The 13,653-nt window shown below is 54.3% G+C and carries 10 protein-coding genes; 7 read left to right on the top strand and 3 right to left on the bottom strand.

Annotation, left to right across the window (positions count from 1 at the left end):
- Positions 1 to 107: 107 nt before the first annotated feature.
- Both AC6I8I_RS19325 and metB read right to left on the bottom strand, forming a co-directional pair.
- On the bottom strand, positions 108 to 2,543 hold the full coding sequence (locus tag AC6I8I_RS19325; RefSeq protein ID WP_312057258.1) for a bifunctional aspartate kinase/homoserine dehydrogenase II: 2,436 nt from the start codon (positions 2,541 to 2,543) through the stop codon (positions 108 to 110).
- 2 nt (positions 2,544 to 2,545) lie between these two features.
- A complete protein-coding gene (gene metB, locus AC6I8I_RS19330; protein WP_312760517.1) occupies positions 2,546 to 3,706 on the bottom strand; it encodes a cystathionine gamma-synthase in 1,161 nt (386 codons plus the stop codon).
- Between the two features lie 270 nt (positions 3,707 to 3,976).
- Between metB and metJ the strand changes: the two genes are divergently transcribed.
- From metJ to AC6I8I_RS19345, 3 genes are all read left to right on the top strand, one after another.
- Positions 3,977 to 4,294, top strand: a complete 318-nt coding sequence (gene metJ, locus AC6I8I_RS19335) for a met regulon transcriptional regulator MetJ (protein ID WP_003851225.1) — start codon at positions 3,977 to 3,979, stop codon at positions 4,292 to 4,294.
- A gap of 294 nt (positions 4,295 to 4,588) precedes the next feature.
- Positions 4,589 to 6,310 (top strand): ShlB/FhaC/HecB family hemolysin secretion/activation protein, encoded by a 1,722-nt coding sequence (locus tag AC6I8I_RS19340; protein WP_497828202.1) that lies wholly within the window; start codon positions 4,589 to 4,591, stop codon positions 6,308 to 6,310.
- A gap of 69 nt (positions 6,311 to 6,379) precedes the next feature.
- A complete protein-coding gene (locus AC6I8I_RS19345; RefSeq protein ID WP_497828203.1) occupies positions 6,380 to 7,984 on the top strand; it encodes a filamentous hemagglutinin N-terminal domain-containing protein in 1,605 nt (534 codons plus the stop codon).
- 97 nt (positions 7,985 to 8,081) lie between these two features.
- Here the strand turns inward: AC6I8I_RS19345 and rpmE are convergent, their stop codons facing one another.
- Positions 8,082 to 8,297: a 50S ribosomal protein L31 gene (rpmE, locus tag AC6I8I_RS19350; RefSeq protein WP_003851227.1), complete on the bottom strand. Its 216-nt coding sequence runs from the start codon at positions 8,295 to 8,297 to the stop codon at positions 8,082 to 8,084.
- A 226-nt stretch (positions 8,298 to 8,523) separates the two neighbouring features.
- On the opposite strand from rpmE, the gene priA reads away from it, so the two are divergent.
- From priA to hslV, 4 genes are all read left to right on the top strand, one after another.
- A complete protein-coding gene (gene priA / locus AC6I8I_RS19355) occupies positions 8,524 to 10,719 on the top strand; it encodes a primosomal protein N' (protein WP_312055977.1) in 2,196 nt (731 codons plus the stop codon).
- A 162-nt stretch (positions 10,720 to 10,881) separates the two neighbouring features.
- On the top strand, positions 10,882 to 11,919 hold the full coding sequence (cytR, locus tag AC6I8I_RS19360) for a DNA-binding transcriptional regulator CytR (protein WP_497828204.1): 1,038 nt from the start codon (positions 10,882 to 10,884) through the stop codon (positions 11,917 to 11,919).
- Between the two features lie 153 nt (positions 11,920 to 12,072).
- Positions 12,073 to 13,026: a cell division protein FtsN gene (ftsN, locus tag AC6I8I_RS19365; RefSeq protein ID WP_497828205.1), complete on the top strand. Its 954-nt coding sequence runs from the start codon at positions 12,073 to 12,075 to the stop codon at positions 13,024 to 13,026.
- Positions 13,027 to 13,115: 89 nt separating this feature from the next.
- Positions 13,116 to 13,646 carry an ATP-dependent protease subunit HslV gene (gene hslV, locus AC6I8I_RS19370; RefSeq protein WP_031377651.1) on the top strand — a complete coding sequence of 177 codons (531 nt, stop codon included), beginning with the start codon at positions 13,116 to 13,118 and terminating at the stop codon, positions 13,644 to 13,646.
- Positions 13,647 to 13,653 lie beyond the last annotated feature (7 nt).

The raw sequence follows: 13,653 nt of genomic DNA on the forward strand, positions 1-13,653 counted from the left end.
CTAAAAAATGATCAACAACGGTGATAAATTTTCATTCAACCTGAAGGAAATTCATAATGGGCGAGGACGGAGAGAAAGCAGGCGCCGAAGCGCCTGAGAAGAAAGGATTACAGCAGTTGCGCCAGGCGATTGATATCTGACTGAATTGCGCCTGCGGTGACATCACGTCCCGCACCCGGACCGCGGATCACCAGCGGATTATCCCGGTACCAGCGGCTTTCAATGGCAAAAACGTTATCGCACGGCAACAACGCGGCGAGAGGATGCTCCGGACGCACGGCTTCGACACCGACGCGCGCTTTGCCGTTGCCATCAAAACGGGCAACGTAGCGCAGCAGCAGGCCCAGCTCCTGCGCGGCTTCCAGCCGTTGCAGCATCTGCTCATTCAGCTCTTCACCATTTTCAAAGAAATGGTCGATCGAACCCTGCTGGCAGTTATCCGGCACCAGCGATTCAACCCGAACCTGATCCGGCTCGATGTCATATCCCGCTTCACGCGCCAGAATCACCAGCTTACGCATCACGTCCTGTCCGGAGAGATCAACCCGCGGATCGGGCTCGGTTAAGCCCTGCTGCCACGCCTGGTCCACCAGCTCGGTGAACGGTACCGTGCCGTCAAACTGCAGGAACAGCCACGACAGCGTGCCAGAGAAGATGCCGCTGATCGCCAGGATAGTGTCGCCGCTGTCGCGCAGATCGCGCACCGTGTAGTTAATCGGCAGGCCTGCACCCACTGTGGCGTTATATAACCAGTGACGGCCGGTTTTGGTAAACGCATCACGGATTTGCCGCCACGTCTGGCTGTCCGACGCACCCGCCACCTTATTGGCGCTGATGACGTGGAAACCGTGGCTGGCAAAATCAAGATACTGCTGCGCCAGCGGCGTACTGGCCGTGACGTCCAGTACCACTAAGTCGTCAAACGGGTGCGCCCGCATCCACAGAAACAGCGACTCTTCATCACGTTCCACCGCTTCATCATCAAAGAAGGCCAGCGCCCGGCTGGCGTCCAGTCCGTCATAGCTCAGCAGGCTGCGGCGGCTGTCCGCCACACCGGCCAGCACAAATTCAAATCCGGTGCGGGCCGACAGGTTTTCGTGGTCACGGGCGAACAGTTCCAGCCAGCGTGAACCGATATTACCTTTACCAAACAGCATCAGGCCGATGCGCTTTTCCGCCCGGAACAGCGACTGGTGTAATCCCTGAATCAGGTGCCGGGTCGGCCCGACGCGCAGCACCGCCACCACGCTGATGTGCTCTTCTGACTGCCAGATAAACTCAACCGGCTGGTCTTTTAACTGCTGCCAGAAACGGTGAGTATGCAGCGGATTGCGGGTGACGCCCGCGCCCACCAGCGCCACCAGCGCCAGCCCGTCACGCAGCTGCAGATGGCCCGGCAGACCGGCATCCTGCAGCAGCGAAAAGGCGCTGTTGACCACTTCAGAGGTATAGCAGAGCTGCAGCAGCTGCCGATCGGGATGCACGCCCACCGCCAGCGGACGCAGCTGGGCGCGTTTCAGCAGCAGATCGATCTCTTTATGCTGCAGGCTGAAATCGTGCTGTTCCGGCAGCTGAATCTCTATCAGGCAAACGTCATCGTGACTGGTGACGATACGGGCGCCGGTACCGGAAGCCAGTACGCGCTCAATACGGGTTGATCCCTGCTCCGGCTGGTAGCTGCAGCGCAGTTGCAGATCAATGTCGCTGCCCGAGACCGGCTGCAGCGTACGGGTATGCAGCACCGGCGCGGCCAGGCGCGCCAGTTCACTGGCTTCATCCAGCCTTAACAGCGGCAGCAGGCAGGCATCGGAAACCTTACGGGGATCGGCACTGTAAACGCCGGCCACATCGCTCCAGATGGTGACGCGACCGACGCCAGCCAGCGCGCCAATCTGCGTCGCCGAATAGTCGGAACCGTTACGTCCAAGCAGCACCGTTTCACCGGCGTCGTTACGGCTGATGAAGCCGGTCACTACGATGCGCTGGTGCGGATGCTGTGCCAGCAGAGTTTGCAGTAGCGGCCACGACTTGCCTTCATCCACCTGGGGTTGTGCCGCCCGTTCAGCACGCAGAAAATCGCGCGCGTCCAGCCAGCAGGCCTGCATATCACGCTGGCTCAGCACCGCCGCCATCAGACGGGCCGACCAGATTTCACCGTGCCCGACCACTTCGGCATACACCGCGTCGGTTAGCGTGCCATCCAGCAGGGCGGCCAGTTTTTCCAGATCGCGGATGAATGCTGAGACTAACGGTTCAGCGATCTCAGCAGGCAGCAGCGCGCTAATCAGCTCGCTTTGATAACGCCGTAAAGCCTGTTGCACCTGGTGCGCAGACAGCCGATCGCTCTGGCTGAGCTTAAGCCAGCTAATCAGCTGGTTGGTGGTCGAGCCTGCCGCTGACACCACCATCATGTCGCCCGGCTGGCTGTAGTCCGCCATAATGCTGGCTACACGCTGGTAGCAGCGCGCATCCGCCAGGCTACTGCCGCCAAATTTATGCAACTGCCTGATATCCGGCGTTCCCGCGCCTGCTGAAATCGTCATGCTTAATCCTCGGCTGCGATCCGGAATGCATTATCCAGATCGGCAATTAAATCTTCGTGATCTTCGATGCCGACAGAAACACGCAGCAGCGTGTCGGAGATGCCGGCGGCGGCCCGCGCTTCTGCCGACATTCCCGCATGCGTCATGGTCGCGGTGTGGGAAATCAGACTCTCCACCCCGCCCAGTGATTCCGCCAGCGTAAATAGCCGCAGCGCTTTCAGGAAGCGGCGCAGCAAAGCCTCATCACCGTCGACCTCGAAGCTCAGCATCGCGCCAAAGCCGCGCTGCTGGCGCGCGGCATACTCGTGTCCGGCGTTTTCCGGCAGCGAAGGATGATACAACTTTTTCACCAGTTTCTGTTGCTTCAGATAATCAACAATGGCTAATGCATTGCGCTGCGCGGCAGCCATGCGTGGCGCTAAAGTCCGGATACCGCGCAGCAGCAGATAGCTGTCAAATGCCGAACCGGTGACGCCAATATTGTTGGCCCACCACGCCAGGTCGGTCGCCAGCTGAGGATCTTTAGCGATGACCGTGCCCGCCACCACATCGGAATGACCGTTGAGGTATTTGGTGCAGGAGTGAATGACCAAATCCGCGCCCAGCGCCAGCGGATTCTGTAACGCCGGACTCATAAAGGTGTTATCCACCACGCTCAGGGCGCCGGCAGCGCGGGCATCCGCGCAAATAGCGCTGATGTCGACCACGCGCAACAGGGGATTGCTGGGGCTTTCAATCAGCACCAGCTTCGGCTTTTCATCCAGCGCCGCCTGCAGTGCATTCGGGTCACCCTGATCGACAAACTTCACCCGATAAGCGCCGCGCTTGCTCAGGCTGTCAAACAGCCGGTAGCTGCCGCCATAGCAGTCGTGTGGTGCCACCAGCAGATCGCCAGGCTTCAGAAACACCGTTGTCACCAGGTGAATCGCCGACATCCCGGTATTGGTTAATACCGCACCCGCCCCGCCTTCCAGTTCGGCCAGCGTCCGCTGCACTACATCACGGGTCGGATTGCCGCGACGTGAATAGTCATGTGCGCGTGGCTCATTGAAATCCAGGAAGTTATAGGTGCTGGAAAGGTGAATCGGTGGGACAACGCAGCCATATTGCTCGTCATCATTCAAACCGCTGCGGACTGCGATGGTTGCCTGTTTGCGCGTCATAGGGCTTATTGTTCCTGAAGTGTGAAATGTTGAGGCACAGGATATCACCCTCTAATTAGACGTCAATACATCTGGACATCTAAATGTCTTTGCGTATAGATTGAGCAGAAACGCAATAACCGCTAAAATTATGCGTCATCGCCTGGCGCTCAGCCGACAATTCAGACGCTGTGAGCGAAGAAAACCCGCCATATCAGGGGTCAGGCAGGGAAAAATCAGGCATAATTCGCTGATTTCCTCACTTTTAACGTTTATTAATTAAGGTATCCCATGGCTGAATGGAACGGCGAATATATCAGCCCGTACGCCGAGCACGGTAAGAAGAGCGAGCAGGTCAAGAAGATTACGGTTTCTATCCCATTGAGTGTGCTGAAGATTTTAACGGATGAGCGGACCCGTCGTCAGGTCAACAACCTGCGTCACGCCACCAACAGTGAGCTACTGTGTGAAGCGTTTTTGCATGCTTTTACCGGCCAGCCACTGCCAGATGATGTCGATCTGCGTAAAGAGCGCAGCGATGAGATTCCGGAAGAAGCGAAAAAAATCATGCGTGACATGGGTATCGATCCTGATACCTGGGAATATTAATCCGTCAGGCCTGTTTCGCTTAACATTGCTATGTTTCAGATGAGCAGACGCCACACAGCTGCTGCTCATCTGACCTTTCTGTGCGCTAATGCCTCTTTATCCTTCCTCCTCTGCGGTGATTTTTATCTCTGCCAGAATAATTTATTAAGATAATTATTAATATCCATTCTATTTTTAGCAGGGGAATTTCATTCCCGTATGAGAGTCTATTCAAGGCGTTAATGGAGGAATTACTATTGTTCCCGATTAGCTGACTCCGTAAAATTTCTGCAAAAGCAATTATTTGCAGGAAGCATGATGGCAGTCAAATGTATAACAAAAAAACAAAAGACATTCTTATTAATTATTAACCTGTTTTCTCTGGCGATCTTTTCCTTTTCTGACCGGGCGAGTGCAGCGCTGCCTGTGGCAGAAAAGAATAGCGAAACGCATGCATTTTTGCAGGATCAAATACGCAAAGAGCAATTAATCCCTAAACCGGGAAAAAGTGCGTCTGAACAAAAACGTATTAAGCATAAAGAGATCGCTTTTCCAGATGAATCGAACTGCTACACAATCGAGAAGGTTTATTTAAGTCCGGATAACGAAAAACTTAACCTTGAAAAATTAAAATATTTCACCTCGCAGGCAGAAGGTAAATGTCTGGGTACTGCGGGCATAAGTCTGCTGGCAAAAACATTGCAAAACGAAATCATCAGGCTGGGATATATCACTACGCGGGTTGATTTACCTAATCAGAATCTGTCAGATCATGCATTAACCTTTGAAATCAATGCCGGTAAAATTGGCAATATCGTGGTTAATAAAGCAAGTGGCGATTATATCAATCTCAGAAACACCCTGCCGCTGAAAGCGGGCGACATTCTCGAACTTAGCGATCTCGAACAAGGTAGTTTTAACCTGCAGCGAGTTCCGGGCTCGAGGGTAAAGATTAATTTATTACCGGGCAGCAATAAAGGTGAAAGTGATATTTATATCCAGCGCGAGCAGGATAAATACTGGCAGGTGGGAGCATGGATCAATGATGCGGGTTCGGTTGCAACCGGCCGTTACCAGGCTGGAGGGGCACTTTATTTAAATAATTTGACGTCTTTAAGCGACACATTATATGTCTCCTATGGCCAGGACATTGCGCCGAGGCATACGGTAAAAGGGAACAGTAATAAATCAATAGGCTATTCCCTGCCATGGGGTTACTGGTGGCTCGATCTGTACGCCAGTCAGAGTCAGTATCAGCAATACATGACCGGTAACTGGGCCAACTGGCGGCTGAATAATAAAAACAGCTACTACAGCGCGCAACTTAATCGCCTGATCTCACGCACCGAGCATCAGACCACCACCGCTGGCCTGCAAATATTTAATACCGAATCACGCTATGCGCTCAATGATTTCAATCTCGCCAGCATGCATAAAAAAAATGCGGGATGGAAAGCCGTATTGCAACATCAGCTCAGTTACGATAATGCCAGCCTTGCGACCAGCCTGAGTTATCAAAAGAAGATGCCATGGTTTGGTAGTCATCAGACTGTTGAGCAGGAATATAAGCTTATTGATAACCAGGGCAGGATTGTCACCCTTGACCTGGAAGGCTCACTAAACTTTCCTTTTTACGGTAACTGGCTGAACTATTCACCCCATTTTAGCCTGCAGTATTCGCCCGATAACCTCTCTTCGCTTAACCGTTTTTCGCTGGCAAACCGCTGGACGGTGCGCGGCTTCGATGGCGAAAATTCGCTGCAGGATAATAAAGGATGGTTCTGGCGCAACGATATTAGCTGGATTGTCCCCGGCAAAGCCGTGCAACCTTATCTCGGTGTGGATGCAGGTCAGATTTATGGGCATTACAGTCAACAATATTACACAGGAAAAACGGTTATCGGCAGCGTTGTCGGTGTACGGGGTAAATACCGGCAAACTTACCTTGACCTTTTTTCCGGCACACCACTTAAAAAGCCACAGGGCTTTCACACCGATCCTCTTACGCTGGGTTTCTCTCTGCAATGGAAATACTGAGAAAACGAGGATTATTTTACATAACCACAGTACACAGCGTTAAAAACATCAATACTTTAAGGGATAAAAATGAAAAAGCATAAAATGAATCTATTATTTCTGGCGACTCTGGCCACGCTCAGCTGCCAGCCAGCCTTTGCTGCACTTGACAGTTACACCCATGCAAACGGTTCAACGGTGGTTAACATTAATAAAGCCGATGCAAATGGTCTTTCGCATAATATGTACCAGAGTTTCAATGTACCCTCTCAGGGCATGATCATTAACAACAGTACAACAGATTTAATCCGTGAAAGCGGTAATATTGCGCATAACAGTAATCTGGAAGGTCCTGCCAGCCTGATTCTTAATGAAGTCATTTCAAAAAACCCGTCTTTTCTCAACGGTTATATAGAAGTTGCTGGTCAAAAAGCGGATGTCATTATCGCCAACCCTAACGGCATTAGCTGTTCTGGCTGTGGCTTTATTAATACCGGTCGGGCCACGCTCACCACCGGCACGCCAAAATTCTCTGACGGCGTATTAACCGGCTTTAAAGTAGAACAAGGTTCGATTAATGTTAGTGGTAATGGCCTGAAAGGAGCCGACTATACCGATCTGCTGGCACAAAAAATTAATGTTATGGGGCAGATTGAAACCAGCCAGTTGAACGCGATTGCAGGTAGCTATGATTACGATATCGTGTCGGGACAGGTAACTGTAAACGGAAACAGCCAGCGTTACGATAACAGTATCGATGTAAGCGCGCTGGGAGGCGTAACGGCGGGGGTTATTCAACTGCAAACCACTGAGGCGGGAGCAGGAGTAAATAATAGTGGCATACTTAACGCCAACAGCCTTTATATTTCGTCTAATGGGGCGTTAACTAATAATGGCACCGTTGAAAGTGGCCTTATCAGTGCGTCTGCCAGCAACGGAATGATAAATAAAGGTGATTTGTCTTCTGATCAGACAATATTAAAGATAAAAGGCGCGTTCCATAATGAGGGGGGGATTAAAACCACTGCTAATGCCACCATTGCGACAGTGGGAAATTTTTATAATAGCGAAAAGGCGACAATCAGTACCTCAGGCAATATAAAGATCGCTTCTTTATCGGGTGATATTGAGAATAGAGGTAAAATTACAGCGGAGAATAATCTGGTAATAGAGACAGGTTATGGCCCGGTTGACGGCGTAACCAAAGCCCTCTACCAAACCCAGGTGCTCAACTCAGGGTCATTGCAGGCAGGTGCAATCAGTGTGGATGCGGTTAAGGAAATAAACCTCCTGTCAGGCGGCGATGTCACCTCGCAAAGTCTGGCTTATCTTTCTGCTAAAAAGTTCTCTAATGCTGCAAATCTGACCGCTCAGAATGCCATTATTATGGCGGGAGAAGTCCGCAATGAAGGGGTTATGCAGGCTACCGGTCTATTAAGTGTATCTGGTGATAAAGGAATCACTAATACCGGCACCCTGAAAGCAGAAACCTTAGCACTGGCAACCGATGAGAAAATCAGTAATTCATCCTGTGTATGGTGGATATTCTGTACTTCAGGCACCATGACGGCGGATAACATCATCATTAATGCGCCTAAGATTGCCAGTATCCGCGATCTGGATGGTAACTATATGACACCATCACTTGAACTGAATAAACCTGTGGCGCCCTCAGTACCGGGCACCGGTCTGTAATAAAAGCATGCGCCTGTAAGCAAACGACATAAAAAAACCCAGCCGAAGCTGGGTTTTTTCTTGCCGCCGAACCCGCAGGTTCAGGTGCCTTTTAATCTTATTTTTTAGCGCCTGGCACGCTGAAACGCTTGTTAAAGCGGTCAACACGGCCACCAGTTGCCACTTCACGCTGCTTACCGGTGTAGAACGGGTGGCATTTACCACATACGTCCAGGTTCAGTTCGTGAGTCAGTGTCGAACGGGTGTGAATCTCGTTGCCGCAGGTACATTTGATAGTAACTGCTTCGTATTTCGGGTGAATACCTTGTTTCATGGGAAACCTCATATAAGGCCGTGTCGCTCTCCGTACCAGGTCGTAACCCGCACAGCACCACACGCGGTTGAACAATAAAGGGTGGACTCCGGCAAGATCTTTCTCACCGAAGGCGCAACATTATACAGCTAACTTCTGATTGCTGCAAATATATGCTGAGATACCCGCCACCGGGGCCAGCGTGTACACTATCTTCCCCCGATGATTGAGCCGGAAAGAGATTGCTATGCCCGTTGTTCAGGTTGCCCTGCCCGTCCCCTTGCCCCGTCTGTTTGACTATCTGCCCCCGGTCGGTGCGCAGCCGGTGATTGGCGGTCGCGTGAGCGTGCCGTTCGGCAACCGCAAAATGATCGGCATTGTCGTTGCGCTGCGTGACAACAGCGATCTGCCGGAAGCGCAACTGAAACGCGTTGCGGAGGTGCTGGACAGTGAATCACTCTATCCGCCGTCGTTGTGGCGCATCCTCAACTGGGCGGCCAGCTATTATCATTCCCCGCTCGGTGAAGTGCTGAGCCATGCGATACCGGTGCTGCTGCGTCAGGGTAAACCGGCGCAGGACAATCCATTATGGCAATGGGTGATCACCGAGCAGGGCCGCGCCACGGCACCCGAAAGCTTAAAACGCGCGCCGAAACAGCAGCAGGCGCTGGCCGCCCTGCGTCAGCGGCCGCTCTATCGTCATCAGGTCAGCGAACACGATCTGACGGATGCGGCAATGCAGGCGCTACGGGCTAAAGGTCTGTGTGAGCTGCATGAACATCAGCCGCAGATGCATGACTGGCGCACCACCTTCGCGATTAAAGGCGAACGCCTGCGGCTGAATACCGATCAGGCGATGGCGGTTGGCGCAATCCGGGCAGAAGATGAACAGTATGCCGCATGGCTGCTGGCGGGCATCACCGGCTCCGGCAAAACCGAGGTTTATCTCAGCGTGCTGGAAAATGTGCTGTCACGCGGCAAGCAGGCGCTGGTGCTGGTACCCGAAATTGGCTTAACCCCGCAAACCATCGCCCGTTTCCGTGAGCGCTTCGATGCGCCGATCGATGTGCTCCACTCTGCCTTAAATGACAGTGAGCGGCTGGCGGTATGGCTGCGCGCGCGACGGGGCGAAACGGCCATCGTGATCGGCACCCGCTCGGCGCTGTTTACTCCGCTGGCGCGCCCCGGGGTGATCATTATTGATGAAGAGCACGACAGCTCCTATAAACAGCAGGAAGGCTGGCGCTACCAGGCACGCGATCTGGCGGTATTCCGCGCGCATGAAGAGAACATCCCAATAGTGATGGGATCGGCGACGCCGGCACTGGAGACGCTGCACAACGTCCGCAGCGGTAAATATCGTCAGCTCGACCTGACGAAACGCGCCGGTAATGCCCGACCGGCACTGCAACAGTTGATCGATCTGAAAGGCGTGCAGCTGACCGGCGGCCTGGCACCGGCGCTGATCGGCAAAATGCGCCAGCATCTGCAGGCTGACAATCAGGTGCTGCTGTTTCTGAATCGCCGTGGCTTTTCGCCGGCCCTGCTATGCCACGATTGTGGCTGGATTGCCGAATGTTCGCGCTGTGACCGCTACTACACGCTGCATCAGCACCACCGCCAGCTGCGCTGCCACCATTGCGACAGCCAGCGACCGCTGCCTAATCAGTGTCCGCAATGTGGCTCGACCCATTTGCTGCCGGTGGGTGTCGGTACTGAACAGCTGGAACAGCAGCTCGGCTCGCTGTTTCCCGGCATCCCGGTATCGCGCATCGACCGCGATACCACCAGCCGCAAAGGTGCGCTGGAGCAGCATCTGGCCGATGTCCATCGCGGCGGCGCTCGCATACTGGTCGGTACCCAGATGCTGGCAAAAGGCCACCACTTCCCCGACGTCACGCTGGTCTCGCTGCTGGATGTGGATGGTGCGCTGTTCTCCGCTGATTTCCGTGCGGCTGAACGGTTTGCCCAGCTTTACACTCAGGTTGCCGGTCGCGCCGGTCGCGCCGGTAAACAGGGCGAAGTGCTGCTGCAGACCCACCATCCTGAACATCCGCTGTTGCAGACCCTGCTGCATAAAGGTTATTTCGCCTTTGCCCAGCAGGCGCTGCTGGAGCGCCAGGCGGTGTTCCTGCCGCCATGGAGCCGCCACGCGCTGTTCCGGGCGGAAGATATGGATAATCAGCAAGCGGCGGAATTCCTGCAGCAGCTGCGAAATCTGCTGGAGTCGAGCCCGCTCAATGACAGCGCGATGTGGTTTATGGGCCCCCTGCCTGCCCTGCAGCCAAAACGCAGCGGCCGCTGGCGCTGGCAGCTGCTGGTCCAGCATCCTTCGCGTCAGCGTCTGCAACAGTTACTGAGCAGTTCATTGCCGCTGGTTTCCACCCTGCCCGCCGCGCGCAAAGTAAAATGGACGCTGGATATCGATCCCACCGAGAGCTGATGCGCGTGACACTGCGAGCCAGATCGAAAAAAGTCGCATAAGTCACAATTTTTATGCAAATTAAGTAACAACCAGCCGGGCAATCGTTAACAATGTTGCCCGGCTTGCTTTTAGGTCAGGCAAAACAGAATCGAACGCGCCATAACGCGTCAGGAGCATGTGTTGGAGCAGAATCAACAACCGCCCGCCGCCACCATGAAAGACGTAGCGGAAAAAGCGGGCGTCTCAACCGCCACCGTTTCGCGTGCGCTGATGAACCCGGAGAAAGTCTCTGCCGCCACCCGGCAGAAAGTTGAGCAGGCGGTTGCGGCGGTGGGATATGCGCCGCATGGGCTGACCCGCAACGCGCGCCGTAACGATACCCAGACCATTCTGGTGATTGTTCCCGACATCTGCGATCCCTTCTTCAGCGAAATCATTCGCGGCGTCGAAGTCACGGCGGCCGCAGAGGGCTATCTGGTCCTGATTGGCGACTGCGCGCACCAGAATCAGCAGGAAAGAACCTTTCTGAACCTGATGCTGACGCGGCAGATCGATGGCATGGTGCTGCTGGGATCCCAGCTCCCCTTTGATGCCAGCGTCGATGAACAGCGCAATCTGCCACCGATGGTGATGGCAAATGAGTTTGCGCCGGAAATGTCACTGCCCACCGTACACATCGATAACCTGACCGCCGCGTTTGAGGCGGTCAATCATCTGCTGCAGTTGGGACACCGGCAAATCGCCTGTATTGCCGGGCCGGAAGAGATGCCGCTCTGTCAGTATCGCCTGCAGGGTTATGTCCAGGCGATGCGCCGCAGCGGGTTAACCGTTGATCCCACCTATATTGTACGGGGCGATTTTACCTTTGAAGCGGGCGTGGCGGCGATGAAGCAGCTGCTGTCGCTGCCACAGCCGCCGCGCGCCCTGTTCTGCCACAGTGATATTATGGCGCTCGGGGCGATGAATCAGGCCAGACGCAGCGGACTGCGGATACCCGAAGATCTGTCGGTGGTCGGGTTTGATGATATTGAGCTGTCGCGTTACTGCGAGCCGCCGTTGACCACCGTGACGCAACCGCGTTATCAGATCGGCCGGGAAGCGATGTTACTGCTACTGGATGAGCTGCAGGGCAAACGCGTCAGCAGTGGATCGCGGCTGCTGGATGCCGGGCTAACCATTCGTGGCAGCACGGCGCCAGCAAAAAAGCGTGAAAAATAAGCGAAATCTGGCATTTTTTTCAGTAGATTCTTAAGGCGAACACTGCTGGTCAAAGTTCCGACCCTTAAGTAACATGGCGGACTCCTTGCCGGGCGCATAAGAACCATCGATTCGCCCATTTGGCACTATTTTTTGAAGGGTATCAGAACGAGAGTGGCACAAAAAGATTATGTAGGCCGCGGGCGTTCAACAGGGACGCGTCGCAAAAAAAGCCCCAGCCGTGGCAAGAAGAGTAAAGGCGGTTCGGGAACATCAAAATTGATGATTGTACTGGCGGTTGCGGTGTTGGTGACCTTTGCCGGTGGTTTATGGTTCCTGGCGCATCACAAGAAAGAGGACGTGCCGGTCATTACGGATCATAAAGCCAACGGTAATGGCTTACCGCCTAAGCCAGAAGAGCGCTGGAAGTACATCAAAGAGCTGGAAAATCGTCAGGTCACCGTGCCGACGCCTATCGAGCCCTCTTCAGGCGGCGAAGTGAAATCGCAGACTCAGCTGACCGACGAGCAACGCCAGTTGCTGGAGCAGATGCAGGCCGACATGCGTCAGCAGCCAACGCAGCTGAACGAAGTGCCGTGGAACGAGCAGACGCCGGCCCAGCGTCAGCAGACGCTGCAACATCAGCAGCAGTTGCAGCAACTGCAACGCCAACAGCAGCAGGTACAGCAGCAGCAACAACGCCAGCAGTTGCAGGCGCAGCAACAGCAGCAACGTCAGCAACAATTGCAGCAGCAACAACAGCGTCAGCAGCAGCAGCAGCAGCAGCAGCAGCAGCAAAACGTACAGCGCCAGACGCAGCCTGCACCGATTACGCGTGAACCGGTGTCACAACCGAAACCGCAGGAAACCGCGAAAGCCAAACCCGCCGAGAAAGCCTCTTCTCAGCGCTGGATGGTGCAGTGTGGCTCCTTCAAAGGCACTGACCAGGCGGAATCGGTACGTGCTGGCTTAGCCTTCGAAGGTTTTGAAAGCCGGATTACTACCGGCGGCGGCTGGAATCGTGTGGTTATCGGCCCTTATAAAGACCGCGCCACCGCCGACAGCACTCTGAAACGCCTGCGCAGTTCCGGTCACTCCAGCTGTATTCCGCTCGCCGTCGGGGGTTGAAACCCGTCAAACCCGCCCCATATCTGTTTGCATGAACCTCCGCGCCCGGTGCGCGGAGCCTTTTTCCGAATGCAACAAGGGGTCTGCCCGTGACAACAATAGTAAGTGTACGACGCAACGGCCAGGTAGTGATTGGCGGTGATGGCCAGGCTACGCTCGGCAATACCGTGATGAAAGGCAACGTTAAAAAAGTGCGTCGTTTATACAACGATAAAGTGATCGCCGGGTTTGCTGGCGGCACTGCAGATGCCTTCACCCTGTTTGAACTCTTCGAACGTAAACTGGAAATGCATCAGGGTCACCTGGTGAAAGCCGCGGTTGAGCTGGCCAAAGACTGGCGTACTGACCGCATGCTGCGCCGCCTTGAAGCATTACTGGCGGTCGCCGATGAGTCAGCGTCGCTGATCATCAGCGGCAACGGTGATGTCATCCAGCCTGAAAATGATCTGATCGCCATCGGTTCCGGTGGTCCTTTCGCCCAGGCAGCCGCCCGTGCGCTGCTGGAAAATACTGAGATGGGTGCACGCGACATCGTTGAAAAATCGCTGAACATCGCGGGTGATATCTGCATCTACACTAACCATAACGTTAATTTCGAAGAATTACCGTCCAAGGCGTAAGGATTAA

It is taken from the genome of Pantoea sp. X-Soil-YNGN-775 (genome assembly GCF_059730575.1).

Bases quoted from the DNA above. Each gene is read 5' to 3' on its own strand.
- rpmE (WP_003851227.1), bottom strand. From the start codon at position 8,297: ATGAAACAAGGTATTCACCCGAAATACGAAGCAGTTACTATCAAATGT.
- metB (WP_312760517.1), bottom strand. From the start codon at position 3,706: ATGACGCGCAAACAGGCAACCATCGCAGTCCGCAGCGGTTTGAATGAT.
- priA (WP_312055977.1), top strand. From the start codon at position 8,524: ATGCCCGTTGTTCAGGTTGCCCTGCCCGTCCCCTTGCCCCGTCTGTTT.
- AC6I8I_RS19345 (WP_497828203.1), top strand. From the start codon at position 6,380: ATGAAAAAGCATAAAATGAATCTATTATTTCTGGCGACTCTGGCCACG.
- AC6I8I_RS19340 (WP_497828202.1), top strand. From the start codon at position 4,589: ATGATGGCAGTCAAATGTATAACAAAAAAACAAAAGACATTCTTATTA.
- AC6I8I_RS19325 (WP_312057258.1), bottom strand. From the start codon at position 2,543: ATGACGATTTCAGCAGGCGCGGGAACGCCGGATATCAGGCAGTTGCAT.
- metJ (WP_003851225.1), top strand. From the start codon at position 3,977: ATGGCTGAATGGAACGGCGAATATATCAGCCCGTACGCCGAGCACGGT.